The 24,969-nt window shown below is 47.3% G+C and carries 26 protein-coding genes and 1 tRNA gene; 23 read left to right on the top strand and 4 right to left on the bottom strand.

Annotated elements, in window-relative coordinates; genetic code table 11:
- Positions 1-26 precede the first annotated feature (26 nt).
- The 14 genes from bcd (at position 27) to CR205_RS08170 (ending at position 13,174) form a co-directional block, all read left to right on the top strand.
- Entirely contained in the window at positions 27-1,127 is a 1,101-nt protein-coding gene (gene bcd, locus CR205_RS08235; protein WP_110518551.1) for a branched-chain amino acid dehydrogenase, read from the top strand.
- Positions 1,128-1,222: 95 nt separating this feature from the next.
- Positions 1,223-2,335: a butyrate kinase gene (gene buk / locus CR205_RS08230; protein ID WP_110518549.1), complete on the top strand. Its 1,113-nt coding sequence runs from the start codon at positions 1,223-1,225 to the stop codon at positions 2,333-2,335.
- Positions 2,336-2,562: 227 nt separating this feature from the next.
- A complete protein-coding gene (gene lpdA / locus CR205_RS08225; protein ID WP_110518548.1) occupies positions 2,563-3,987 on the top strand; it encodes a dihydrolipoyl dehydrogenase in 1,425 nt (474 codons plus the stop codon).
- A gap of 45 nt (positions 3,988-4,032) precedes the next feature.
- Positions 4,033-5,028, top strand: coding sequence for a thiamine pyrophosphate-dependent dehydrogenase E1 component subunit alpha (locus CR205_RS08220; RefSeq protein WP_110518547.1), 996 nt, complete (start codon positions 4,033-4,035; stop codon positions 5,026-5,028).
- A gap of 4 nt (positions 5,029-5,032) precedes the next feature.
- Positions 5,033-6,016, top strand: a complete 984-nt coding sequence (locus tag CR205_RS08215) for an alpha-ketoacid dehydrogenase subunit beta (RefSeq protein WP_110518545.1) — start codon at positions 5,033-5,035, stop codon at positions 6,014-6,016.
- A 39-nt stretch (positions 6,017-6,055) separates the two neighbouring features.
- Positions 6,056-7,360 (top strand): dihydrolipoamide acetyltransferase family protein, encoded by a 1,305-nt coding sequence (locus CR205_RS08210; protein WP_110519756.1) that lies wholly within the window; start codon positions 6,056-6,058, stop codon positions 7,358-7,360.
- Positions 7,361-7,531: 171 nt separating this feature from the next.
- The gene (locus CR205_RS08205) at positions 7,532-8,005 is read left to right on the top strand and encodes a hypothetical protein (RefSeq protein ID WP_142669876.1); all 474 of its coding nucleotides are present in this window, start codon (positions 7,532-7,534) and stop codon (positions 8,003-8,005) included.
- 451 nt (positions 8,006-8,456) lie between these two features.
- Positions 8,457-9,752: a metal ABC transporter solute-binding protein, Zn/Mn family gene (locus CR205_RS08200; RefSeq protein WP_110518541.1), complete on the top strand. Its 1,296-nt coding sequence runs from the start codon at positions 8,457-8,459 to the stop codon at positions 9,750-9,752.
- 367 nt (positions 9,753-10,119) lie between these two features.
- Positions 10,120-10,545, top strand: a complete 426-nt coding sequence (locus CR205_RS08195; protein WP_110518539.1) for a BrxA/BrxB family bacilliredoxin — start codon at positions 10,120-10,122, stop codon at positions 10,543-10,545.
- A gap of 120 nt (positions 10,546-10,665) precedes the next feature.
- Positions 10,666-11,016, top strand: a complete 351-nt coding sequence (locus CR205_RS08190; protein ID WP_110518537.1) for a hypothetical protein — start codon at positions 10,666-10,668, stop codon at positions 11,014-11,016.
- A gap of 84 nt (positions 11,017-11,100) precedes the next feature.
- Positions 11,101-11,175 (top strand) — tRNA-Arg (locus tag CR205_RS08185).
- 166 nt (positions 11,176-11,341) lie between these two features.
- On the top strand, positions 11,342-12,310 hold the full coding sequence (locus CR205_RS08180) for an aromatic acid exporter family protein (protein ID WP_110518535.1): 969 nt from the start codon (positions 11,342-11,344) through the stop codon (positions 12,308-12,310).
- Between the two features lie 51 nt (positions 12,311-12,361).
- The gene (locus CR205_RS08175) at positions 12,362-12,871 is read left to right on the top strand and encodes a L,D-transpeptidase (protein ID WP_110518532.1); all 510 of its coding nucleotides are present in this window, start codon (positions 12,362-12,364) and stop codon (positions 12,869-12,871) included.
- Between the two features lie 105 nt (positions 12,872-12,976).
- Positions 12,977-13,174, top strand: a complete 198-nt coding sequence (locus CR205_RS08170; protein WP_110518530.1) for a DUF4017 family protein — start codon at positions 12,977-12,979, stop codon at positions 13,172-13,174.
- 90 nt (positions 13,175-13,264) lie between these two features.
- On the opposite strand, the gene prli42 is transcribed toward CR205_RS08170, so the two are convergent.
- Positions 13,265-13,354 carry a stressosome-associated protein Prli42 gene (gene prli42, locus CR205_RS20250; protein WP_161524720.1) on the bottom strand — a complete coding sequence of 30 codons (90 nt, stop codon included), beginning with the start codon at positions 13,352-13,354 and terminating at the stop codon, positions 13,265-13,267.
- A 264-nt stretch (positions 13,355-13,618) separates the two neighbouring features.
- Between prli42 and CR205_RS08165 the strand changes: the two genes are divergently transcribed.
- The 5 genes from CR205_RS08165 to CR205_RS08145 all read left to right on the top strand — a co-directional run bounded on the left by CR205_RS08165 (position 13,619) and on the right by CR205_RS08145 (position 19,567).
- Positions 13,619-15,265: an acyl-CoA mutase large subunit family protein gene (locus CR205_RS08165; RefSeq protein WP_110518528.1), complete on the top strand. Its 1,647-nt coding sequence runs from the start codon at positions 13,619-13,621 to the stop codon at positions 15,263-15,265.
- A gap of 22 nt (positions 15,266-15,287) precedes the next feature.
- Entirely contained in the window at positions 15,288-16,139 is an 852-nt protein-coding gene (mce, locus tag CR205_RS08160) for a methylmalonyl-CoA epimerase (protein WP_110518526.1), read from the top strand.
- A complete protein-coding gene (locus CR205_RS08155) occupies positions 16,139-17,686 on the top strand; it encodes an acyl-CoA carboxylase subunit beta (RefSeq protein ID WP_110518524.1) in 1,548 nt (515 codons plus the stop codon). Before mce ends, CR205_RS08155 begins: the two co-directional genes overlap by 1 nt.
- 58 nt (positions 17,687-17,744) lie before the next feature.
- Positions 17,745-18,863, top strand: a complete 1,119-nt coding sequence (locus CR205_RS08150; protein ID WP_110518522.1) for a M20/M25/M40 family metallo-hydrolase — start codon at positions 17,745-17,747, stop codon at positions 18,861-18,863.
- Positions 18,864-19,030: 167 nt separating this feature from the next.
- Positions 19,031-19,567, top strand: a complete 537-nt coding sequence (locus CR205_RS08145) for a MarR family transcriptional regulator (protein WP_110518520.1) — start codon at positions 19,031-19,033, stop codon at positions 19,565-19,567.
- A gap of 20 nt (positions 19,568-19,587) precedes the next feature.
- Here CR205_RS08145 and CR205_RS08140 read toward each other — a convergent pair whose 3' ends face one another.
- Positions 19,588-19,791 (bottom strand): hypothetical protein, encoded by a 204-nt coding sequence (locus CR205_RS08140; protein WP_110518518.1) that lies wholly within the window; start codon positions 19,789-19,791, stop codon positions 19,588-19,590.
- Between the two features lie 396 nt (positions 19,792-20,187).
- On the opposite strand from CR205_RS08140, the gene CR205_RS08135 reads away from it, so the two are divergent.
- The 3 genes from CR205_RS08135 (at position 20,188) to CR205_RS08125 (ending at position 22,481) form a co-directional block, all read left to right on the top strand.
- Positions 20,188-21,495, top strand: a complete 1,308-nt coding sequence (locus tag CR205_RS08135; protein WP_110519754.1) for a DNA polymerase IV — start codon at positions 20,188-20,190, stop codon at positions 21,493-21,495.
- A 14-nt stretch (positions 21,496-21,509) separates the two neighbouring features.
- Positions 21,510-21,941, top strand: coding sequence for a YaaR family protein (locus CR205_RS08130; protein ID WP_236634768.1), 432 nt, complete (start codon positions 21,510-21,512; stop codon positions 21,939-21,941).
- Positions 21,942-22,049: 108 nt separating this feature from the next.
- Positions 22,050-22,481: an SRPBCC family protein gene (locus CR205_RS08125; RefSeq protein ID WP_110518514.1), complete on the top strand. Its 432-nt coding sequence runs from the start codon at positions 22,050-22,052 to the stop codon at positions 22,479-22,481.
- A gap of 75 nt (positions 22,482-22,556) precedes the next feature.
- Here CR205_RS08125 and namA read toward each other — a convergent pair whose 3' ends face one another.
- Complete coding sequence (namA, locus tag CR205_RS08120) at positions 22,557-23,579, bottom strand: NADPH dehydrogenase NamA (protein ID WP_110518512.1); 1,023 nt, start codon at positions 23,577-23,579, stop codon at positions 22,557-22,559.
- Between the two features lie 149 nt (positions 23,580-23,728).
- A complete protein-coding gene (cbpB, locus tag CR205_RS08115; protein ID WP_110518510.1) occupies positions 23,729-24,178 on the bottom strand; it encodes a cyclic-di-AMP-binding protein CbpB in 450 nt (149 codons plus the stop codon).
- Positions 24,179-24,546: 368 nt separating this feature from the next.
- Between cbpB and CR205_RS08110 the strand changes: the two genes are divergently transcribed.
- A complete protein-coding gene (locus CR205_RS08110; protein WP_110518508.1) occupies positions 24,547-24,816 on the top strand; it encodes a hypothetical protein in 270 nt (89 codons plus the stop codon).
- Positions 24,817-24,969 lie beyond the last annotated feature (153 nt).

The following is a 24,969-nucleotide window of genomic DNA, read 5'->3' as shown; positions in this document are numbered from 1 at the left end:
TGATATTCTCATGAGGAGGAAATACAATGAAAATTTTTAAGTACATGGAAAGTTACGATTACGAACAGGTTGTTGTCTGCCAGGATCAGCAGTCCGGTTTGAAAGCCATTATTGCCATTCACGATACAACACTCGGGCCGGCTCTGGGCGGCACGCGCATGTGGACGTACGAAACAGAGGAACAGGCCTTTGAGGATGCTCTTCGCCTTGCCAGAGGAATGACTTATAAAAACGCGGCTGCAGGACTGAATCTCGGCGGCGGTAAAACCGTTATTATCGGAGATCCGAGAAAGGATAAGAACGAAGCAATGTTCCGTGCGTTCGGACGCTATATTCAGGGACTTAACGGCCGTTATATTACGGCGGAGGATGTGGGCACGACTGTTGAAGATATGGATCTTGTCTATCAGGAAACCGAATTTGTAACCGGTATATCACCTGCATTCGGTTCTTCGGGGAACCCGTCACCTGTAACAGCATACGGGGTATACGTAGGGATGAAGGCAGCAGCCAGAGAAGCGTTCGGTACCGACTCGCTTGAAGGAAAAAGAATTGCCGTTCAGGGAGTCGGAAATGTGGCATACAACCTCTGCCGCCATCTTCACAAAGAAGGTGCCCGCCTAATTGTGACCGATATTAACGAAGAGGCTGTCGCCCGAGTAGTAGAAGAATTCGGTGCTGAATCTGTCGGAATTAACGATATTTACAGCGTGGACTGCGATATTTACGCACCGTGTGCCCTTGGTGCAACCATCAATGATGAAACTCTGTCCCAGCTGAAAGCGAAAGTCATTGCCGGTGCAGCAAACAACCAGCTGAAGGAAACACGTCACGGCGAAATGCTTGAAGAAAAAGGCATGATTTATGCCCCTGACTACGTGATCAACTCTGGCGGTGTTATTAACGTCGCGGACGAACTTAACGGCTATAACCGTGAACGCGCCATGAAAAAAGTGGAAACAATTTATGACAGCATCAGTAAAATTTTTGAAATATCCAAACGTGATAACATTCCTTCCTATGTAGCAGCAGACCGTCTTGCGGAAGAGCGGATTGAAACGATGAGAAAATCAAGAAAACAGTTCCTGCAGAACAATATGAACATTATGAGCCGCGGCAGAAGATAAATCATCTGCCCCCTTAAACAGAAGCAGGGCCGAAAATCCGGCAGAATATGTCACAACGCCGGCCTGCCCGGCTGAACATGATGGAGGTAAAACAATTGGAACATAAAGAACACCGTATACTGGCAATCAATCCTGGTTCAACATCCACGAAAATAGGCATCTTTGACAACGAACGGGCAATCATGGAGGAAACACTGCGGCATGACCGTGATACGCTTGCAAAATACGATTCCATCATTGATCAGTACGCATTCCGCAAACAGGCAATCCTTGAAACACTCGACAGCCAGGGTATCAACCTTTCGAAGCTTTCTGCCGTAGTTGGCAGGGGGGGACTTCTCCGTCCAATTGAAGGTGGTACATACGAAGTCAATGACCTAATGTTAAAAGACCTGCAGGAAGGCTATTCAGGTCAGCACGCGTCGAATCTGGGCGGGATTGTGGCAAATGAAATCGCCCGTCAGTTTAACATCCCGTCATACATTGTAGACCCTGTTGTTGTGGACGAGCTTGAGGATGTAGCGCGGATTTCGGGCTTCGCTGATTTTGAACGCAAAAGTATTTTTCATGCATTAAATCAAAAAGCTGTTGCAAGGAAAGTGGCCTCCGAAAAAGGGCGTAAATACAGCGAACTGAATTTAATTGTCGTCCATATGGGAGGCGGGATCACCATCGGTGCCCACAAACAGGGGCGCGTTGTGGATGTAAATAATGGACTCCACGGAGAAGGACCATTTTCACCGGAACGTGCAGGGACAGTGCCTGCCGGAGATCTTGTGGCAATGTGCTTCAGCGGTGAGTATTACTCCGGGGAAGTCATGAAGAAAATTGTTGGGCAGGGTGGCCTTGTCGGTTACCTTGGCACCAATGATGCGGTTGAGGTGGAAAAAAGAATTTCATCAGGTGATGAAAAAGCCGAAATTGTTTATGATGCGATGGCCTATCAGGTAGCGAAGGAAATTGCAGCTGCCGGAGCGGTCCTGAAGGGGGAGGCAGATGCCATCATCCTAACGGGCGGACTTGCTTACGGAAAAGATTTTGTCCGTAAAATTACGGAACGGGTCCACTGGATTTGTGACGTAATCGTCAAGCCTGGTGAAAATGAACTTCAGGCCCTGGCCGAAGGTGCGCTCAGAGTATTGAGAAACGAAGAAGAAGCAAGAGAATATACCGAAAACCGGGTAAGTTCCGGAGAGGCAGTTAAGTAAGGGGTTGGACGTCCGGAGCTGCATGCAGGCAGTAAGACTCCTGCGGAAATGAGGAGCGTTTGTATCTCATATCTAAATTAAGCTCCGACACAGTGAGACCTCACAGGCGCAGCCGAGGAGGCTTGCCGGTATCGCCGCGGAAAGCGAACGGGCGGCGTGAAGCTCCTGTTCAGTTATTTTCAGGGTAGGTTTTTTTATGATTACGATTTTTCGGAGGAGGAATAGAAATGGCACGTGAATATGATCTCGTCATTCTTGGTGCAGGGACTGGCGGTTATGTTGCAGCAATTCGCGCAGCACAGCTCGGCGCGTCTGTTGCGATTGTGGAAAGAGGGAAGCTCGGAGGAACCTGTCTTCATAACGGCTGTATCCCGAGTAAGGCTCTTTTACGAAGTGCGGAAGTTTATCAGACTGTAAAAAAAAGCAGTGAGTTTGGCGTAAATGCCGGTAATGCGGAGCTTGATTTCAGCCAGGTTCAAAAACGCAAGGAAGGCATCGTGGAGCAGCTTTACAAAGGTGTCCAGCATTTGATGAAAAAAGGTAAAATTGATGTCTTTGAGGGATACGGCCGGATTTTGGGGCCTTCCATCTTTTCACCTTCCCCAGGGACGATCAGTGTGGAGAATAACGACGGCTCTGATAATGCGATGATCGTACCCAAACATGTTCTGATTGCCACAGGCAGTCATCCGAGAACACTGCCGGGTCTTGAACTGAACGGCACAACCATCCTGTCATCGGACGATGCCTTGAAAATGGAATCACTTCCGGAATCCATCGCCATTATCGGCGGCGGAGTCATCGGGGTGGAATGGGCTTCTATGCTCGCTGATTTCGGCGTTGACGTAACTGTTCTGGAATACGCTTCCCGTGTGCTTCCTCTTGAAGACGAAGACATCTCCAAGGAGATGAAACGAGCACTTAAGAAAAAAGGTGTCACGGTAATTACGGATGCAAAGGTGCTTTCGGATGAAGTGGAAGAACAGGACGGTCAGATGACCATTCCGTATGAACATAAGGGAGAAACAAAAGCTGCATCTGCTGAAAAAGTGCTTGTTTCAGTTGGCCGTGCAGCTAATGTGGATGATATCGGTCTGCAGAATACAGACATCAAGGTAGAAAAAGGCTTTATTAAAGTGAACAAGCATTACCAGACAAAAGAATCTCATATCTATGCCATCGGCGATGTGATTGGCGGACTGCAGCTTGCCCATGTGGCGTCCCACGAAGGAATTGCTGCAGTTGAACATATGTTTGGTGACGGCGGCCACTACGTGGATCCTGATATGGTGGCCAAATGCACCTACTCCTCGCCGGAAGTTGCAAACGTGGGGCTGACCGAACAGGTAGCAAAAGAGCGGGGATTTGAAGTGAAAACAGGTACATTTTCCTTTAAAGCTATCGGTAAAGCGCTTGTATACGGCGATACTTCAGGCTTTGTTAAGTTTGTATCCGATGCTAAAACAGATGACCTGCTCGGTGTCCATATGATTGGTCCTCATGTAACAGATATGATTTCCGAAGCTGCCCTCGCGAAGGTGCTCGATGCCACGCACTGGGAAGTGGCTGAAACAATTCATCCGCACCCTAGTCTTTCAGAGGCTGTCGGTGAAGCGGCACTGGCCGTTGATGGAAAAGCAATTCACAGTTAATGAGAACAAATGCAGTTTGGTTGACGAATCAAAGGAGGGAATACAATGGCTGAACAACGCCATGAACAATTAGGTTTATCCAATGACAACGTGCTTGAAATGTATGAACAGATGCTGCTTGCCCGCATGATTGACGAGCGGATGTGGCTTTTAAACCGTGCAGGTAAAATTCCTTTTGTGATTTCCTGTCAGGGTCAGGAAGCAGCCCAGGTTGGCGCTGCAATGGCTCTGGACCGGGACGCGGACTATGTGCTTCCTTACTATCGTGATATGGGTGTAGTCCTTACTTTTGGCATGACTGCCCGTGAACTTATGCTTTCCGGGTTTGCCAAAGCGGAAGACCCGAACTCCGGCGGCCGTCAGATGCCGGGTCACTTCGGACAGAAAAAAAACCGTATCGTAACAGGATCGTCTCCTGTAACAACGCAGGTTCCCCACGCCGTAGGTTTCGGCCTTGCTGCGAAAATGAAAGGCGAAGAGTTTGTGAGCTTTACAACGTTCGGTGAAGGGTCTTCCAACCAGGGGGATTTTCATGAGGGTATCAACTTTGCAAGTGTTCATGATCTGCCTGTTATTTTTATGTGTGAGAACAATAAATACGCCATTTCAGTTCCTTATGACAAGCAGCTGAACTGTGAAAAGGTCTCCGATCGTGCTATAGGGTACGGCATTCACGGCGAGACGGTGGACGGTAATGACCCGCTTGCTGTTTATGAAGCAGTGAAAAATGCAAGAATCCGTGCATTGAGCGGAGAAGGCCCGTCTCTTATTGAGGCAGTCTCCTACCGCCTGACACCGCACTCCAGTGACGATGATGACAGTGTTTACCGTGAGCGTTCAGAGGTGGAAGAAGCGAAAAAGCTGGATGCCATTTTTACGTTCGGCGATTACCTGCGTGATGCGGGCATACTTACGGAAGAAAAAGAAACTGAAATGAAAGACCGGCTCAGAAAAGTGATCGATGAAGCGACAGACTACGCTGAAAAAGCACCTTATGCAGATGCAAAAACAGCATACGATCACGTATACGGGGGGGAATAATCCGATGGCTGTGAAATCTTATATTGAATCAATTACGATGGCAATCAAAGAAGAAATGGAACGTGACGACAATGTGTTCGTTCTCGGAGAAGATGTAGGGCGCCGCGGAGGGGTATTCCGGGCAACAGACGGTTTATATGAACAATTTGGTGAATACAGGGTTCTTGATACTCCGCTTGCGGAATCAGCGATTGCAGGAGTCGGAATTGGTGCAGCCATGTACGGTATGCGTCCAATTGCTGAGATGCAGTTTGCAGACTTTATTATGCCTGCGGTGAATCAGATCGTGTCCGAAGCTGCAAAAATCCGCTACCGTTCAAATAATGACTGGCATTGCCCGATCACGGTACGTGCCCCATATGGTGGCGGTGTTCATGGAGCTCTTTATCATTCTCAGTCGGTGGAAGCCCTTTTTGCCAACGTGCCCGGCCTGAAAATTGTGATGCCGTCAACTCCATATGACGCAAAAGGACTTCTGAAGGCGGCGATCCGTGATGATGATCCGGTTCTCTTTTTCGAGCACAAGCGGGCATATCGTCTGATTAAAGGTGAAGTACCTGAGGACGATTACACGCTTCCGATCGGAAAAGCAGATGTAAAACGTGAAGGTGAGGACATTACAGTTATCACTTACGGTCTGTGTGTTCATTTTGCCATGCAGGCTGCAGAGGAACTCGAAAAAGACGGCTACAGTGCCCACATTCTTGATCTGCGCACCGTTTACCCGCTTGACCGGGAAGCGATTGTGGAGGCAGCTAAGAAAACAGGAAAAGTACTCCTTGTAACTGAAGATAACAAAGAGGGAAGCATCATGAGTGAAGTTTCCGCCATTATCTCCGAAGAGTGTCTGTTTGACCTTGATGCTCCGGTAAAACGCCTTGCCGGACCTGATGTACCGTCGATGCCTTATGCACCGACAATGGAAAAAGAATTTATGGTTAACGCTGATAAAGTTGAAGCTGCGATGCGTGATTTAGCTGAATTTTAATCGAACCGGAGGTGCCTGAACGTGGCGACAAATATTACAATGCCCCAGCTCGGGGAAAGTGTAACAGAAGGTACAATTACAAAATGGCTTGTCAGCCCTGGCGACCAGGTGAACAAATACGACCCAATCGCCGAAGTTATGACGGATAAAGTAAATGCCGAAGTGCCATCTTCCTATGCAGGAACAATCGCTGAACTGGTTGCAGGTGAAGATGAAACCATCAGTGTAGGTGAAGTGATCTGTACAATGAACGTGGAGGGCGAAACCGAAGAAGACACGACTTCTACTTCTGCCTCTTCATCAGATCCCTCACAGGAAAAAGCAGAAAAAGAAGAGAAAGCTGATGCCGACACGTCAGCCAAAAAACGCTACTCTCCTGCCGTGCTGCGTATGGCTCAGGAACACAGCATCGATCTTGAACAGGTTGAAGGAAGCGGCCGCGGCGGACGTATTACCCGTAAAGATCTCCAGAGTCTCCTTGACAGCGGGAACCTTCCGAAGCAGGGAACGGCGCCTCATGACACTGCTGGAGGCCGTCAGCCTGCCCCTGAAGAAATGGCAACAAATGAAACAGCCCGTCAGGCTGAGAGGGAGCGTGACGTTCAATCTTATGCTCCGCAGCAGCAAGCTGTCACTAACGGACGTGTGGAAGAGATCCCTGTATCCGGCGTACGTAAAGCAATTGCCCAGAACATGGTGAAATCGAAGCACGAGGCTCCGCATGCGTGGATGATGGTTGAAGTGGATGTGACTGACCTTGTAAAATACCGCAATAAAGTCAAGCAGTCTTTTGCCGACCAGGAAGGCATGAAGCTGACATTCCTGCCGTTCTTCGTTAAAGCTGTTGTGGACGGCCTTAAGAAATACCCGCAGATCAATTCCAGCTGGCAGGGAGATAAAATTATCCGTCATAAAGATGTTCACATTTCACTTGCAGTTGCGACAGAAGAATCCCTGTTCGTCCCTGTTATTAAGCACGCAGACGAACAGACGATAAAAGGTCTTGCCCGTCAGATTGATGATCTTGCAGGTCGTGTGAGAACAGGAAGTATTACGCAGGCGGATATGCAGGGCGGAACGTTTACCGTAAATAACACTGGTTCGTTCGGGTCTGTGATGAGCCAGCCAATCATTAACCACCCTCAGGCAGCGATCCTCAGTGTGGAATCGATTGTTAAAAAGCCTGTGATTCTTGATAATGATGCCATAGCGGTCCGGCATATGGTCAATCTTTGTATGTCCCTTGACCATCGTGTACTTGACGGCCTGATTTGCGGTAAGTTTATGGCCGATGTAAAAAACACACTCGAAAACATGAACGAAGATACAATCCGTCTTTACTAATTTGCCTCAACCAGCAGAGCCCCCGAGAATTCTTTTGGGGGCTTTTCATCTTTTCACCTATTTCCTGCTTGAATATGTGAGTAAACCAAGGGCATAAACCACCTTTCTTTTGGAATGATAAAAATGATTATGAACAGAAAAAAAACCCGCTGTAAAAGGAAGGTGCACGAAATGAAAACTGGAAAAGTTCTGCTGCTGGTTCTTATTTTACTGATCGCCCTTGTTTCTCCTCTAAGCACTTCTTATGCAGAAGATGCCCCGGAAGGAAAAGAAGAGACCCGTCATTCCTATGAGGGAATGTACCTGAAATATGACAAGCTTCGCCCGCATTTTAATTACTATTATGAACTGTTGATCGAACGCCACGAACCTGCACTCAAAGAAGAGTGGACACTGATTGTTCAGGAGCGTGAAACCCTGATTAAAAAATACAGGGAAATGAAGAAAGAAGGCAAATTGAAGGATGCTGATTTTCATAACCTTGATGAGGAGTGGAATCAGAAGCATCAGGACGTACAGGAGAGATTTTTACAGGCGGTGAAAGAACGTAATGACGATTCGTTAAAAATGCTGCTTTCGGAATTGATCGCACTGCAGAAAGAGATGAACGAATACCTGCAGTCTGTTATAAAAAATGAATCATAATGTCAGTCTTGACCGGTGCCGCCTTAATCAGGCGGGCCGGTTCTTTTTATAAGGCTCTGTTAAAGCTTGATGTTGTTTTTTAGAGAAAGTTGATTGGAGCGAACGCTCGACACTCCTGCGGGAAAAGCACCGACGGAAGACCCCCAGGGCGGTTTTCCCGAGGAGGCTGCAGTGGTGCCCGCGGAAAGGGAGGGCAGTAAGCGTAAATCAACAATAGACTTTAACAGAGCCTTTTATAAAAGGCTGTGTTCGGATAGATTGTTGCAATTGACTATATTATTACGGAGCGAAAGGCGGTGACTCCTGCGGGAAAAGCAACAGTCTTCTGGGGAAAACGCCAAATAGAAAAAAGAATATTAAATCGTCATAATTCCTGTTTACAAATCGTAACTACTCCGATATAATTCAATGTGGTTATAAAACGTAATGGTTACGGAAGGGGTACATAAAAATGAAAAGATTTAAAATGACGGCATTTTCCGCCATGCTGATCACATCAGCATTTCTTACTGCATGCGGAGCAAATGAGGAGACTGCCGAGCAGGATCAGGATGATTCCGGTACTGATGAAGCGGTTGAAGAGGAGCCGTTATCTGTTTATACGACTCTTTATCCACTTGAGGACTTCGCATCTAAAATAGGCGGAGACCATGTGGAAGTAGAGAATATTGTTCCGGTTGGAGCAGATGCACATACGTTTGAACCGACTGCTCAGCAGATGATCAGCGTGGCAGACGGTGATTTGTTTATCTATAACGGTGCCGGTTTTGAAGGGTTCACAGATATGATCAGCGACATCCTAGAAGGCGAAAATGTGGAAATTGTTGAAGCGTCACACGGAATTGATCTGATTGGATATGACCACGATCACAGTCACGACCACGGCCATGAGGACGACGACCATGACCACGGTCACGAGGATGACGACCACGGCCACGAGGATGACGATCATGGCCACGAGGATGACGACCACGGCCATGAGGATGACGACCATGGCCATGAGGACGACGACCACGGTCATGAAGACGACGATGACCACAGTCATGAGGACGACGACCACGGTCATGAAGATGACGATCACGGCCACGAGGACGATGAGCACGGTCATGAAGACGACGATGACCACGGTCATGAGGACGACGATCACGGCCACGAGGACGACGACCACGGTCATGAAGATGACGACCACGGCCACGATCATCACCATGACCACGATCACGGTGACGAAGATCCTCACGTATGGCTTGATCCAATCCGTGCTGCGGAACTTGCAGAGAACGTAAAAAATGCCCTGATTGACCTTCGTCCTGAGGCTGAGGAGTACTTTACTGATAACTTTGAAACACTGAAAGCTGACCTTGAAGAGCTTGACGAGGAGTTTCAGGCAATGGCCGACGATAAGGACAAAGACACGATCATTGTTTCCCACGCCGGATATGGGTACTGGGACGATCGCTATGGTATTCATCAAATAGGAATCTCAGGAATTTCACCGACGAATGAACCTTCCATTCAGCAGATCGAGGAGACGATTGCCTATGCTGAAGAAAATAACATTAACTACGTTATGTTCGAACAGAACATTCCAACCAACATTGCTGAAACCGTAAGAAGTGAGGTTGGTGCTGAGGATTTGTGGCTTCACAACCTTGAAGCACTGACGGAGGAAGATATTGAGAACGACGAAGACTATTTCTCTCTGATGCGTCGTAACCTTGAAGTCCTTGAAACAGCACTGAATAACTAAATGCATCAGGTGTGCCTGTAAGAGGGCACACCTATTTTATGCGCTTTTTTCGGATAGAATGTTGCTTTATAAGTAATTAAAATGAAGTGAAGCGGAAGGCGATAACGCCAGCGACGAGCGCCTGCTTCACGAATAAGCTGCGAGTTGCTTCGAAGGGTAGGCCGGCAGAGGAAGAAATTTTCCGCATCGGCTGAAGGGATGTCTGTAGAAAGCGTCATAAAACAACAATCTCTACAAAAAAACTTTTTATAGGTTGTATCGTACATTTAAGGGGATTTAACTTAAGAATCAGACACAAATACTTGGTAATTCCCTTTAAACGGTGTAAAATACGAGTGAAGGCTATCATAAAGGAGTGTTACCTATTATGGATTTTCAACTTTTTATGAACGACGTAGTGCAGACAGCGCGAAAAGATATGACTGAAGCAGGATATACAGAACTGACGACACCGGAACAGGTGGAGGATGTGTTCAGTAAAGAAGGAACCACTATCGTGCTGATCAACTCGGTATGCGGCTGTGCAGGCGGCATTGCCCGTCCATCTGCCCATTATATGAAGAACTATGAAGTTAAAGCAGATAACTACGTTACTGTTTTTGCCGGCCAGGACCGGGAAGCAACAGCAAAAGCAAGGGAATATTTTGAAGGATACGAGCCGTCCTCTCCGTCATTCGCTCTATTAAAAGACGGGAAGATACAGACGATGCTTGAGCGGCACGATATTGAAGGCCACGAGCCGATTGAAGTCGTTGCAAATCTTGAAAAAGCCTTTGACACGTATTTCAAATAAGCACCTGTTTAAAAGGAGGTGGAAGCCTCCTTTTTTATATGCTATAATTTTTTTCGTAGAAATAACTGATAAAAGGAAATCAGGGTCGTGTTATGATCCTGTAAATAAGGAGTGTCCGGTGTGCAGGAATTGTACAAGGAAATACATACGTACTTAAATATGGAAGAAGAAATTCCGTTTGATCAGTTCGATCAGTATTATAAAAAAGTAATCGATCATTTTAACGACGAGGCTGACAAGTTTGAGGAAGAGGACGTCTGGCGCGGACTGTTTATATCAGAGAACGTCATGTCCAATGCACAAGGGCGTGCTAAAGAAGAAAAAGGCTCCAAGAGGGCGAAAAAGTATAAAAAAATGTCTCAGCGACTGAAGCTGTGGGCACAGAATTTTGCAGGCCGCCTTCGTCAGATGGGCTATACGGATGAACAAATGAATGCGAAGTTTGAAAGTATGTTTGAAGACGATGTTTAATTGAGAAAAAAACTATTGCATCCGGTACGAAATATTGCTATACTGCAATAGTGCGAGCGGGAGATGCTTACCCGCTCTTATCTTGCGCCTATGGTGAAAGGGATATCACACGAGATTCCGGTTCTCGCGTTCCAGGTTCGAATCCTGGTAGGCGCGCCATATTACGCCTACACAAAATCTCCGTCATAGTGCGGAGGTTTTTTTTATTCTGTCTTGTGAAGTGTTTAACAAAAGTTTCGCGCTGTTTTTTGCTGATGGCGGGTATAGAACCTTATGGTTGTCCGTACCATGAGAGAAACAGAAGGTCCGGGAAGGAGGAGCCCATTTGTTTAAAATTGGTTACCGTACGCTGAAAACTGCCCTGGGGGCCGCCCTGGCCATTGCGATTGCCCAGTGGATCGGTCTTGATTTTTATGCCTCAGCCGGAATTATTGCCGTTCTGTGCATACAGAAAACGAAGAAACAGTCGTTTCAGATGTCCTGGGAGAGACTGCTCGCCTGTTTGATTGGACTGGCCTTTGCCGCTGTATTGTTCGAAATTGCAGGGTATAACCCCGTTGCGCTCGGGCTGCTGCTCCTCATGTTTATTCCAACTACCCTGGTTGTGAACGCACAGGCCGGGATTGTTACAAGCACGGTTATCATTTTACATATCTACACCCTGCAGGCTGTAAGTGTGCCGATTATATTTAATGAGCTGGCTCTGATCGTCATCGGAATCGGCTGCGCCCTATTAATGAATGTGTACATGCCCAGCGTGGAGACGGAACTGGCCAAACAGCAGCAGGAACTTGAAAACAAATTCAGAAAAATCCTTCATGAATTTGCCGTTTACGTCCGTGAAGGAGACTCGGACTGGACAGGAAAGGAAATAACAGAGGCAGCAGATATTGTTGACACAGGAAAGAATACGGCCCTGCAAAATCTTGAAAATCATGTTCTCCGCTATGAGGATCTGTTTTATCATTACTTTAAAATGAGAGAAAAGCAGCTCGACATTCTTGAGCGTATCATGCCTCTTCTCGCTTCGGTAGATACACGGGTAAGGCAGGGGGAGATGACTGCCGAATTTCTGGAAAATCTCAGTCAGGCTGTCCATCCTGAAAATACTGCTCATTTATTTATCGATGAACTGGAGGAACTTCAGGCTTCGTTTAAGGAAATGCCGCTACCTGCAACACGTGAGGAATTTGAAACACGCTCCACCCTCTTACATTTGATAAGAGAACTCGAACAGTATCTTGTTATCAAGCGTCAGTTTAAGCCCAAAAGAGAATATACGATGTTTCGCTGAATAGAGAAACCGCTTCTGTTAAATAGTAAGAAAAAAACGGAGGCGGTTTTTGTGGTTCATCTGCTGATGGCAATTATACTCGTTGTTTCGCCCGTTTGGCCGCTCGGTACCAACCCGTTGCCGGGAGACCCATATGTGATCGCCGATCTTGACCGGCTTGAACTGGCATTTATCGAAGATGGGGAGGTGCGTCAGGTTTTCCCTATTGCTGCCGGTGCAGAGGAAGAGCTGACACCGGTAGGGGAATTTACCCTTACTGTTAAAGCATCCAATCCTTATTACCGTAAAAAGGACATCCCGGGAGGAGACGAGGATAACCCCCTTGGCACGAGGTGGCTCGGATTTGACGCAAGGGAAACCGATGGGAGGGTATATGGTATTCACGGGACGAATAATCCTGATTCAATTGGGAAGCGGGCAACGGCTGGCTGCATCAGAATGAAGAATGAGGATGTTGAAATGCTGTTTAAAGAGCTTCCGGTCGGCACCAGAATCTGTGTGACAAAGGATCGAAGAGATTTTCAGGAGATAGCTGCTGAAAAAGGTGCCATACTTGATTAGAAAAGTGTAAGCAGGCTGAAATGCGGTCTATAGGCACATGACGGAAACCTGTGGTCTGGTAATATATATATTGAATTCTAATTTCTGTTACCTGGGAGAGTGCTTATGAAAAAAATCATGCTTTCGCTCATTGTTTACGCGGCTGCCTGCATTGCTGTCCTGCTTATCCCGGCCTCTGAAGGATACAACACCGTGGGCTGGAAGTTACTTGTAGGCCAAGTTTACGCCATACCAGCTTTTATTATTGCTTTGTTAATTCTCCTCTATCTGGACAGAAAGCACACAAAGTCATCAACTGCATGAACGAAACGGTCCCGGCTGTGCGAAAGATGCCGGGACCAGAGATAGAAAAAGCTCAGGATCAGATGATCCTGAGCTTTTTGTTTTATTCGTTTACCACATGGCAACTCCGTACATGGCAGTTCCAAGGAACATTATGGCGATCATCATATAAACAATGGCTTTTCTAGCTTTGCGTGGCATGAAAATACCTCCTCACAACTGATCATATAACTCTATTTTAATAAAAATTACTGGTTTAGACAAGGGGGACAGCTAAAAATGCGTTTCCGAACTGCTGAATCACCTGGATGCTGAATGATCAGGAACGCTGTCCGGGATAAAGTAAAATAAGGAAAATGAAAGTCGAGAAGGAATTATTCATGTCGAAATAGAAGTATTGTATGTTAGCGCTTTCTTTGTTAGGTACGGCATCAGCGCGAAGACAGAAAAGGAGGGTGATTAGTAATGAAAACGAAAGAGAGTTCTTTTTTTAAAGAGTGGCAGGAAAAAACCAGCCGTCAGCTTGAAAAGAGACCAGAACGTAAAGAGACGTTTCATACTTCTTCACAAATTCCGGTAGAACGGGTGTATGTCCCGGGAGACACGGATGATCAATATAAAGTACAGCTGGGCCTTCCAGGCGAGTATCCATACACACGGGGAATTCGGAACACAATGTATCGCGGACGGCACTGGACGATGCGTCAGTATGCCGGATTTGGTTCTGCAAAGGAAACGAACCGGCGTTTCCGTTATCTGCTTGAGCAGGGTCAGACGGGCCTTAGTGTGGCATTTGATCTTCCCACTCAGATTGGATATGACTCCGATGACCCTATGGCCCTCGGTGAAGTAGGAAAAGTCGGTGTGGCTATCGATTCCCTTGAAGACATGGAACAGCTTTTTGAAGGCATCGGGCTTGACCAGGTAAGTACATCCATGACCATTAATGCCCCTGCCTCCATCCTGCTTGCCATGTATATGGTGGTTGCTGAGAAGCAGGGTGTTTCCATGGAAAAAATACAGGGCACAATCCAAAATGACATTTTAAAAGAATACATTGCCAGAGGCACATATATTTACCCGCCTGAGTCGTCCATGCGGCTTATAACTGATATCTTCTCCTATTGTACAGACTATGCGCCGAAATTTAACACAATCAGTATCAGTGGTTATCATATCAGGGAAGCAGGGGCCAACGCCGTACAGGAACTCGCTTTCACTCTTGCCAATGCCAGGGCATACGTGGATGCGGCTCTGAAAGCGGGATTGGACATTGACGCATTTGCCCCAAGACTCGCATTTTTCTTCAACGGCCACAACCACTTCTTTGAGGAAGTAGCCAAATTCCGTGCGGCCCGCCGGATGTGGGCGCGAATTATGAAAGAGGAATACGGGGCGAAAGACGAGAGAAGCTTGCAGCTCCGGTTTCATACACAGGTTGCCGGCTCAACGCTGACAGCCCAGCAGCCGGACAATAACATCGTGAGGGTGGCCCTTCAGGCCCTTGCCGCCGTTCTTGGCGGTACGCAGAGTCTCCACACCAACGCAAAGGATGAAGCACTTGCCCTGCCGACAGAGGATTCGGCAAGAATAGCCCTTCGCACCCAGCAGATCATTGCAAATGAAACAGGTGTTGCCGATACGGTGGATCCCCTTGGCGGATCTTATTACGTTGAGTCTCTGACGGACGAGATGGAAAAAGAAGCGCAGAATTATATGGATGAGATCGATAAAAGAGGCGGAGCTGTGGCTGCTGTGGATCAGCAGTATATGAAACGTGAAATTCAGCGTGCGGCTTATGATACACAGAAACGGATTGAGAACGAAGATGAAGTGGTAGTGGGCGTTAACCGTTACAAGCTTGATGAAGAACCGGAGCCGGAACTTCTGGAAGTGGATGACACGTTTGTAGAGGGACAGCTGGCAAGTCTGGGCCGTCTCCGCTCTGAACGGGACAGTGCAAAAGTTGAAAAGGCACTGGCAGAACTCAAGTATCATGCAGAAGGACACTCAAATCTAATGCCGTTTATTAAGGAAGCTGTGCGGTGCTACGCCACCGTAGGTGAAATCAGCGGTGTGCTTAGAGAAGTTTTTGGAGAATACCAGGGATAGAACCAGTAGGAGGCGAACATACATGAAACGAAAAATCAGAGTTCTTATAGCCAAACCCGGTCTGGATGGGCATGACAGGGGCGCCCTTGTTATCGCACAGGGTCTCAGGGATGCAGGGATGGAAGTCATATACACCGGGCTAAGGCAGACACCGAAGCAGATTGTCAGGGCAGCATTGCAGGAAGATGTCGATGCAATCGGGCTTTCGTGTCTTTCCGGTGCACATAACGTCCTGTTTCCGGAGGTACTTCGTCTGTTAAAAGAAGAACAAGCGGAAGATATGATCGTTTTCGGGGGAGGCGTGATCCCGAGACCGGATGCTGTGAGGCTGGAGGAAAACGGAATCAGAAAAATCTTCACACCGGGTACTTCAGTTAAAGCAGTAGCAGCTTTTGTGGAACAGGCTGTTCGTGAAAACAGAGGTGAGGCAGGTGACGATGTGCTTGAACCGCCTGCAGGTGTTGATCACATCGGGATTGCCGTCCGTTCGATTGATGAGGCGATGACTTTTTATGCTGATCATCTCCACCTTAAAGCGGATGCAACCGTCGAAGTGCCTGAGCAGGGAGTAAAGGTGGCGTTCATACCTCTGGGTAATACTAAACTTGAGCTGCTCGAGCCGCTGAATGAGGAAAGTCCCGTTGCTAAATTTATTGAAAAACGGGGAGAAGGAATTCATCATATTGCTTTTTCAACAGACAGCCTGGAGGCCCGGCTGGCACAGCTGAAAAAAGAAGGGCTGCCGATTTTAAATGAAACACCAGTTAAAGGTGCCGGAGGATATCCGATTGCCTTCCTTCATCCCAAAGCAGCAAAAGGGGTGCTGGTGGAACTGTGCGAGCCCGAAGGATTGGAAGAAGGTGTGGAAGCATAATGGATATGTTTGATAAAATTAACGAACTGTACGATAAACGGCGGGCGATTGAACTCGGCGGGGGTGATGCCCGGATTGACAAGCAACATGAAAAAGGGAAATTAACCGCAAGAGAGCGGATTGACCTTCTACTGGATGAGGGGACTTTCACTGAATTGAATCCTTATATTGAGCACCGTAACAGTGACTTTGGCATGCAGCCTGGATCTGCGCCGGGGGAGGGAGTTGTCACCGGTTACGGAAAAGTGAATGGGCGTCTCATCTTTTTATTTGCCCAGGACTTTACGGTGTACGGTGGAGCGCTGGGAGAGATGCACGCAAAGAAAATCGCAGCAGCCATGGATCTGGCTGTAAAGAACAAGGCTCCTTTTGTCGGTCTCAACGATTCCGGCGGTGCCCGGATTCAGGAAGGCGTCCTTTCCCTCGACGGATATGGACATGTATTTTACAGAAACTCCATCTATTCCGGTGTTATTCCGCAGATTTCAGTTATTATGGGACCTTGTGCAGGCGGAGCGGTGTATTCTCCGGCAATTACCGATTTCGTTTTTATGGTTGAAAAAACGAGCCAGATGTTTATTACCGGACCAAAAGTTATTGAAACGGTAACCGGTGAGAAAATCAGCTCTGAGGAACTGGGCGGAGCTTCTGTGCATGGTGCGATCAGTGGTAATGCCCACTTTACGTGTGAAAGTGAGCAGCAGGCGCTTGAGCAGGTGAGAGCCCTCCTGAGCTATCTTCCTCAGCATAATGAAGAACGCCCTCCGAAACAGGAGCATCAGGAAAGGGAAGACTTTCTTCCGGACATTCCCGATATCGTGCCCTTCGATTCTTCCAGACCCTACGATGTGAGAAAAGTTCTTGAAATGGTCGTTGATGAAGGCTCCTTTATGGAAGTGCAGGCGTCATTTGCGAAAAACGCAGTGATCGGCTTCGCCAGAGTGAACGGACGCTCAGTCGGTCTGGTAGCAAACCAGCCGAAAGTCATGGCTGGAGGACTCGATATTAATTCATCTGACAAAATATCACGATTTATCAGATTGTGTGACTGTTTTAACATCCCGCTGATTACTTTTGAGGACGTGACCGGATTTTTCCCTGGTGTAAAGCAGGAGCACGGAGGCATTATCAGGCACGGAGCCAAAATTCTGTACGCCTACTCTGAAGCGACAGTGCCGAAAATCACTGTAATTACGAGAAAAGCGTACGGCGGGGCCTATGTGGCATTAAACAGTAAGGCGATCGGGGCTGACCTGGTCTTCGCGTGGCCGAATGCTGAAATCGCTGTTATGGGACCCCACGGTGCGGCCAACATTATTTTTGCCAAAGAAATCAGGGAAAGTGAAAATCCCGAGGAAACCCGTCAGGCTAAAATTGAGGAGTACCGGGAGAAGTTTGCCAATCCGTACGTGGCTGCAGCAAACGGTATGGTCGATGATGTGATCGATCCGAGGGAAACGCGGATCAAACTGATCCAGAGTCTCGATATGCTTGAGCGTAAAACAGAAGAAAGGCCACCGAAAAAGCACGGGAACATTCCCCTTTAGGACATTGGTGCTTACGTTTGATATACTGTATGGGAAAATGTAAATTGGAGGCCAGAACATGATTAATCACGAACGACTTCTCGAGGAATTTAAGGAACTTGTACAAATTGATTCTGAAACTAAGTATGAATCAGCTGTTGCAAAGGTGCTTAAGGAAAAATTTGAAGCACTGGGCCTGCATGTAAAAGAAGATGACACCACAGCAGTAACCGGACACGGTGCCGGCAATCTGATCTGTACCCTTGAAGGCAATACCGGGGGAGAGACCATCTATTTTACCTCTCACATGGATACGGTTGTTCCCGGGAAGGGAATTAAACCAATCGAAGAAGACGGATACATAAAAACTGACGGCACCACGATTCTTGGTGCCGATGATAAAGCAGGCCTTGCAGCCATGCTTGAAGCGATCCGCACAATCCAGGAAAACGAGGTTCCCCATGGTACTGTCCAGTTCATTATTACCGTTGGGGAGGAATCCGGGCTTGTCGGTGCGAAAGCCCTTGACCCGGCTGATATTAAAGCAAGCTACGGTTTTGCCCTCGACAGCGACGGTGAAGTCGGCAACATTATTATCGCTGCCCCGACCCAGGCCAAAGTCAATGCCACTGTTTACGGCAAAACGGCTCACGCAGGAGTTGCACCGGAAAAAGGTGTGTCGGCCATCACGCTTGCATCTAAGGCGATAGCACGCATGCCCCTCGGCAGAATTGATGAAGAAACGACAGCGAATATCGGCCGTTTCGAAGGCGGAAGCCAGACGAATATTGTCTGCGACCGAGTGGACATCCTTGCCGAAGCCCGCTCTCTTGTAGGTGAGAAAATGGAAGCTCAGGTTGAGAAGATGAAAGCGGCATTTGAAGAAACGGCTGCTGAAATGGGCGGTCGTGTGGAGCTGGACATCGATGTTATGTATGCCGGCTTTAAGCATGAAGACGGGGATGAGATCGTGGAAACAGCCAAGCGTGCTGTGAAAGCTGTCGGCCGTGAACCGAAGCTTCTTCAAAGCGGGGGCGGCAGTGATGCTAATATCATTGCGGGCCATGGGGTTCCGACAATTAACCTCGGTATCGGCTATGAAGAGATTCATACCACGAATGAACGGATGCCGATTGAAGAATTAAATAAATCAGCAGAACTGGTGGTTGCCCTTATTAAGGAAGCAGCCGAAGCTTGATCTGACACTCCCGGCATAAAGGACGCCGGGAGTTTTTTTATGGGGAACGGATTGAAAACTGTAAAATAATGTGTTAAATGTGCGGAACCAAGGCTTTATTTGGCGAATTATGGTACTATGTGAAAGAGTCGCAAGTAAACTATTGAATCGAGAGGGAAGTGACCTTGATGACCGTGAATTATAAAAACCATCTGCTGATGAATTATATTCGGGGAATGGCAAAAACACTGGAAGAAGAATGGCAGGCCGGCGCAAAAGAGCTGGGTCTGACCCTGGCAGAACAGCACATCATGTGGATCGTTTATCTTGAAGAACGGGCATCCATCTCCACAATTGCAAAAGTAGGGCTCTGGGATCGATCTACCGTGATGCAGGTTATCAAACGCCTGGTTAATAAAGGTCTTGTACTGGTTGAGAAAGATGAAAGCGATCTTAGGGTTTCCTATGTGAAGCTTACAGATCAGGGTCATCAAAAGCGTAAACAGACACAGTCGGCTTCATTTGAACTGTTTGAGTTTATACAGGAATATCAAAAGGAGAAACCTGAATTTATCGAGGAACTGGTGGCGTTTCACAGAGAAGCAAACCGTCATTTTCATGGTGAGGAATTTGTGGAGTGGGTGGAACGGACGACATCAGAATACGAAAGTAAAACAGGTATAGACGATGCAGAAGCCGCATTGCACAGAGCTGAAAAAATATAAAAAAAGAGCCTCCCGGACAGTTATTGCAGCAGTCCTGGGGGCTCTCCCGTTTCTCCGAATTCAAGAGATTCAAGGATTAATTCCTCGGAATAACCTGTTTTATCTGAGAGTTGCTCTATAGAAGGTGAAGGCCATTCGTTTTCCGCGTAGTGGGCCAGTGTCTCAACAACTAAATAAAGAACCGAATCATAGATGGTCGTCTTATCAGAGACAATAAACGTCATTTTTTTGACCACCTTTCAATTGTATTTCATCTATCATAACATATCTGAATATTTTTGAAAGCCTTTTACTGCTTTTCATTCCTGATATACACTGGAGCCTGGGACATAAGTAAAGTGTTAAGGTTAAAATCCGAACAAAACGCTGTAAAGAGAAAGAAAGATACGCTGACTCCTGCGGGAGGAAAAGCGCAGGTGAGACCCCGCAGGGCGAAGCGCGCGGAGGTTCAGCCGCTTCCCGCGGAAAGCAGCGTATCTTTCAGGAGCGGTTAGTTGCGCTGCATACAGATTTTTCGGATTTTCATCCTTCAACACATTCTTGTCCCAGGTCTCTGTCTTTTTTGTGATTTAAGTAAAAACGGAAGTGAAAAGTTGCTTTTTTGTGTCGGCCGATTCATCATGGAATCAGGAGGGAGTTCGGTGAAACGGAAAAGCACACCTGCCCGGGGCAGAATTATTTTTCATGTTGATATGAACAGCTTTTACGCCTCTGTGGAGGCAGCATGGGATCCTTCTCTCAAAGGAAAACCACTTGCTATTGCAGGAAATGTTGAGGAACGGAGGGGGATTGTCGTCACAGCAAGCTATGAGGCGAGGGCAAAGGGAGTAAAACCACCCATGCCGCTGTGGGAGGCGAAACGTCACTGCCCGGACCTCATTGTCCGTAAACCGGATTTTGATAAATACCGGAAAGCCTCATCCTCCATGTTTCAGCTTCTCTATGAAATTACACCGCTGGTGGAGCCGGTGAGTATCGATGAAGGTTATATGGATATATCGGATTCGATACGCCCGGATCAGGCTGTCAAAACAGCAGAATATATACAAAAGCGGCTTGCTAATGAGCTGAGTCTGCCATCCAGCATCGGAGTGGCGCCAAATAAATTCCTGGCGAAAATGGCCAGTGATATGAAAAAACCGATGGGGATTACGGTGCTGAGGAAGCGTCAGGTACAAGACGTTCTCTGGCCGCTTAAAACGATTGAGATGCACGGTGTCGGTGAAAAAACGAGTGACAAACTGAAAAAGCTCGGGATTCATACGATTGGCGACCTGGCTCTTGCGGACCGCGATTCGCTGAAGAACCACCTGGGTATCGCGGGTCTAAAGCTTAATGAACGGGCCTGCGGCATTGATTCGAGACCGGTGGATCCTGACGCTGTAAGTGAATTTAAAAGTATCGGAAATTCCACAACGATGCCGTCAGATATAACAGATCGTGCAAAAATAAGGAAAATATTAATGAATCTGGCAGACTCTGTAGCAAGAAGAATGAGAAAAAAGGAAGTATACGCCGGTAATGTCCAACTGACGATCCGTTACCATGACTGGAAAACGATTACCCGCAGCAGAAAGCTTCAGAATCCGGTGAGTACGCATGCGGATCTTCTGGAAGCATCCTGGCGCCTTTTCGAAGAATACTGGAATCAGGAACCGATCAGACTTCTGGGCATCACGGCAATGGACCTCGTTGAAAAAGGTCAGGCACACAAACAGCTTGATCTGTTCTCGTATGAAAAGGATCAAAAAGAGTATGACCTTGCCTCAGCTGTTCACTCCATCCGGGATAAATTCGGGGAGAGCGTACTCCTTAAAGGAACACAGCTTTCTAAAGATAAAAGCGACAACTTAAGAGATCAGAAACGCAGAGGGACAAGCCTTGAAAAGGATTTTCTCCGGGATGATCTGTTCAGGAAAAAGGAGTAGACTGTGTATTGGACATGATAAAAGCGGCGGGTAAACCGCATACAGAACCAAGGACAATTCACATAAAAGCCCGCAGATCAGGCACAGCTTTTCAGGATATGCTACAGAAGGATCAGGAAAAACATTCCAGAGATCGCTTTGATGCTATGCTGCTGAAAATGGAAGATCAGGCCGGGCGGCTGGCCCGTTCCGGAACAGCTCGAGATCTTCAGGATTATAAAAATCTTGTGGCAGATTTTTTGAAAACGGCTGTCGCTTTTACCCTCAAACGTGAAGAGTCGAGAAGCGGGCACCGCTCCGGGGCGGAAAAGGTCCATCAACTCGTCCGTAAGACAGACAAGGAGCTTGCTGCACTGACAGAGGAAGTCCTGACAGATCAAAAGGGCCTGTCAGTCATGAGACGGACGGGTGTCATTAAGGGGCTTCTCGTAAATGTTTACACGTAAACGTCTGGATACCTTTTATTGCGCTCCGTTTTGAGGTAAGACAGAGATGGTAACAATCGAGAAAACAGGGTACATAATAACGGAGAAGCAGAAGGAGGCGGTTTCCCATTGTTCAGAGGGCACTTTGTTTATAAAACAGAGATTGACCAGCCGGTTGAGGAGGTGTGGGCGTTCTTTTCACAAAATGACAATCTGGCTGCTGTCACAGGTTTTCCAAAAGTGAAGGTTACCGGTGACAGTCAGGTGGAAGAGGGGGCGGTCGTCCATTTAAAATTGGATTTTCTTATCATTACACTCGGCTGGCAGGCCAGGATAGTTAAAGTCAAACCCGGTGTCCTGTTTCAGGATGCCGGTGAGAAGGTGCCGTTTCCGTTTCGCCTATGGCTCCATACTCATCATTTTAGACAATTGGGATCAGGACGGACCGAGATGAAGGATGAAGTGAGATTCAGTTCCTGGATTCCCGCACCATTTGTAAAGATGATGCTGTTTGGCATGTTCATGGATCGAAAGCGCCAGCTGGGAAAAATCCAGTTATAAAACTGGCAGGGAGTACACATACATCATGACTTAAAACAAGCCCGGGAGCTCAAAGCTCCGGGCTTGTTTCTTGGTTTACCAGGACCTGCCGTATTGGCGCGGCGGTTCAATTTCTTCCCCGAGTTCTCTGGCAGCCGTTCTGGGCCAGTATGGATCTCTCAGAAACTCTCTTCCCAGAAAGATAAGGTCAGCTCGTCCGTTCTGGAGAATTTCCTCCGCCTGTACACCTGTCGTGATGAGTCCTACAGCGCCGGTTTTAATACCAGCCTGCTGCCGGATCGTTTCGGAATGCTTCACCTGATAGCCGGGATAAACCTGGATCGGTGTCCTGATGATGCCTCCTGTACTGCAGTCGATCAGGTCAACACCGAGCTCTTTAAGCCAGCCTGCTATCGTGACGAAATCCTCCATCCCGTTTCCTTCAGGGTGATACTCATCAGTGGAAAGGCGGACAAAGAGGGGGCCGTCCCATTCCTTTTTCACCTCTTCAGTCACTTCTTTTAAGAAGCGAAATCGATTTTCAAGCGATCCGCCATAGTGATCCTCCCGCCTGTTTGACAGTGGAGAGAGAAACTGGCTGATCAAGTACCCATGGGCCCCGTGCAGTTCAACCACATCATAACCTGCCTCTGCTGCGCGCCGTGCCCCTTCCCTGAAAGCATCAATCGTGCTGTTAATCTGACCGCTGGTCATTTCCTTAGGGACTTTTGCTTTTTCATCGAATCCGATGGCAGAGGGGGCAATCGTCTCGCCGTCATATACAGCTTTCCGCCCGGCATGACCGAGCTGAACCGCTGTTTTTGCACCGTGTTTCTTTATGGAGGAATTAAGCTTTTTCAAACCCGGGATATGATCATCGCTCCAGATCCCCAGGTCCTGAGGAGAGATCTGCCCCTGTCTCGTTACAGGGACAGCTTCTGTTACAATCAGACCGGCCTGACCGACAGCCCGGCTCGTATAATGAGTCATATGCCAATCGTTAACCATCCCGTCTTCCTGTCCGCAGGAATACATGCACATGGGGGACATAACGATGCGATTTTTCATAGTTACATTTTTAATCTCTAATGGGGAAAATAAAGCGGTTTTTGCGCTCAAGGATACTACCTCCTGAATGTTCTTTCGTGTGTCTAAAAGGTATCGTACCACACTTTAAGGAAGGTGACGAATGACATGCTCCCTGTTCTAAACGCAAAAAATCCCGGGACAGACACGTGTCTGTCTCCGGGGATGAAAAGAGAATGGGGTCAGCTCCGTTTCTTCTGGTCATGCAGATAGCCATTCAGATAAGCGAGTAATTTACTGCGGGTAATAATTCCGAGAAAGGAACCGGTCTGGTCTTCAACACACAGAAAAGGGTTATTGATGGACTGGGACAGGGCTTTTTCGAAAGGAGATTCCTCATTTACACATGCAAAAGACGTGCTCATAACCTCGCCGACTCTTGTGTCTTTAAGCCGCTCCGGCTCAATCTGCTCCAGACCTATAATGGAATCGAGAATCTGTGCCTTACTGATAAGGCCGCGTAATTTATAGGAAGTATCAAGTACAGGTATTGCCGTATAGCCGGATTTTACAAGGACCAGCAAAGCGTGTTCGAGAGAGTTATCCGGTTGAACGTGAGCAACTTCTTCAGCAGGGATGACAAATGAATGAATAGGTTGTTGAAGTATATGACACTCTTGTAGGTTTTGCATGTTTACAGCACACTTTCTTTTTTTATTTGGCAAACTTGGCAGTTCACGTATGCCGATGCAGCAGCAAGCCGGTTTTTTACGCACGTAAAAACGTTGCCGGGCAGGCAAAGGCCGGAGTCCATGCACCGTCAACTGACACTGCCTTTCATTTATTCCATTAATTAGATACCCAAAATAAGGGTTGAATCAAACGCATTTTTTCTCCAAGTACAATGGTAGAGAAAGCTGATCAAAAAGTCAACGCCGTTTGTAAACGCTTACATATTTACCTTATGCCGGCAGGGCCCTGCGGTTTGTGTGTCCGTTTAGAAGAAAGCGTTTCAATCCATACTGGTAAATGAGCACTATTTTCAGGGAGGCATGGAAAAATGCACACAAAACAGACGGTCCGTTATCTTTGTCAAATTTATCCTTCTGGTAATGAATATTATTATAAAGAGGAGATTATAACCCATGATTCGTGGGATAACCTCAATTCTCTTCAATGGGGAAGGCGCCGGCCTGTCACGAAACAGACGTATGAAAAGCGCCGTAAAGAGGGATACAGAGTTCATAAGGCATATATCGATAAGCCGAAAGGGAAACTTCTTCATTTTCCAGTGTCAAAATTCGGCGAAAAAAAGGAGACAAACAACTGAAAGTCGAATCGTTAGAATGTGCAGATGATTGATGATTGGTTTTTAGAATGGCTGTATTCGGATAAGTTGTTGCTTTTCACATAAAGGAGCGGAAAGCGTCCGCCTGCAGTAATAAAACTACAATCTTTTCGAAAAGAGCCTTTAGAATAGAGC

The organism is Alteribacter lacisalsi (genome assembly GCF_003226345.1).
Classification (GTDB): domain Bacteria; phylum Bacillota; class Bacilli; order Bacillales; family Salisediminibacteriaceae; genus Alteribacter; species Alteribacter lacisalsi.
This window is presented reverse-complemented; position numbering and strand designations above follow the sequence as displayed.

What these genes read in the sequence shown, in the direction of transcription:
- bcd (WP_110518551.1), top strand. Translation starts at nt 27, where the DNA reads ATGAAAATTTTTAAGTACATGGAAAGTTACGATTACGAACAGGTTGTT.
- lpdA (WP_110518548.1), top strand. Translation starts at nt 2,563, where the DNA reads ATGGCACGTGAATATGATCTCGTCATTCTTGGTGCAGGGACTGGCGGT.
- CR205_RS08220 (WP_110518547.1), top strand. Translation starts at nt 4,033, where the DNA reads ATGGCTGAACAACGCCATGAACAATTAGGTTTATCCAATGACAACGTG.
- CR205_RS08215 (WP_110518545.1), top strand. Translation starts at nt 5,033, where the DNA reads ATGGCTGTGAAATCTTATATTGAATCAATTACGATGGCAATCAAAGAA.
- CR205_RS08210 (WP_110519756.1), top strand. Translation starts at nt 6,056, where the DNA reads ATGCCCCAGCTCGGGGAAAGTGTAACAGAAGGTACAATTACAAAATGG.
- CR205_RS08205 (WP_142669876.1), top strand. Translation starts at nt 7,532, where the DNA reads ATGAAAACTGGAAAAGTTCTGCTGCTGGTTCTTATTTTACTGATCGCC.
- CR205_RS08200 (WP_110518541.1), top strand. Translation starts at nt 8,457, where the DNA reads ATGAAAAGATTTAAAATGACGGCATTTTCCGCCATGCTGATCACATCA.
- CR205_RS08195 (WP_110518539.1), top strand. Translation starts at nt 10,120, where the DNA reads ATGGATTTTCAACTTTTTATGAACGACGTAGTGCAGACAGCGCGAAAA.
- CR205_RS08170 (WP_110518530.1), top strand. Translation starts at nt 12,977, where the DNA reads ATGAAAAAAATCATGCTTTCGCTCATTGTTTACGCGGCTGCCTGCATT.
- prli42 (WP_161524720.1), bottom strand. Translation starts at nt 13,354, where the DNA reads ATGCCACGCAAAGCTAGAAAAGCCATTGTTTATATGATGATCGCCATA.
- CR205_RS08165 (WP_110518528.1), top strand. Translation starts at nt 13,619, where the DNA reads ATGAAAACGAAAGAGAGTTCTTTTTTTAAAGAGTGGCAGGAAAAAACC.
- mce (WP_110518526.1), top strand. Translation starts at nt 15,288, where the DNA reads ATGAAACGAAAAATCAGAGTTCTTATAGCCAAACCCGGTCTGGATGGG.
- CR205_RS08155 (WP_110518524.1), top strand. Translation starts at nt 16,139, where the DNA reads ATGGATATGTTTGATAAAATTAACGAACTGTACGATAAACGGCGGGCG.
- CR205_RS08150 (WP_110518522.1), top strand. Translation starts at nt 17,745, where the DNA reads ATGATTAATCACGAACGACTTCTCGAGGAATTTAAGGAACTTGTACAA.
- CR205_RS08145 (WP_110518520.1), top strand. Translation starts at nt 19,031, where the DNA reads ATGACCGTGAATTATAAAAACCATCTGCTGATGAATTATATTCGGGGA.
- CR205_RS08140 (WP_110518518.1), bottom strand. Translation starts at nt 19,791, where the DNA reads ATGACGTTTATTGTCTCTGATAAGACGACCATCTATGATTCGGTTCTT.
- CR205_RS08135 (WP_110519754.1), top strand. Translation starts at nt 20,188, where the DNA reads ATGGAATCAGGAGGGAGTTCGGTGAAACGGAAAAGCACACCTGCCCGG.
- CR205_RS08130 (WP_236634768.1), top strand. Translation starts at nt 21,510, where the DNA reads ATGATAAAAGCGGCGGGTAAACCGCATACAGAACCAAGGACAATTCAC.
- cbpB (WP_110518510.1), bottom strand. Translation starts at nt 24,178, where the DNA reads ATGCAAAACCTACAAGAGTGTCATATACTTCAACAACCTATTCATTCA.
- CR205_RS08110 (WP_110518508.1), top strand. Translation starts at nt 24,547, where the DNA reads ATGCACACAAAACAGACGGTCCGTTATCTTTGTCAAATTTATCCTTCT.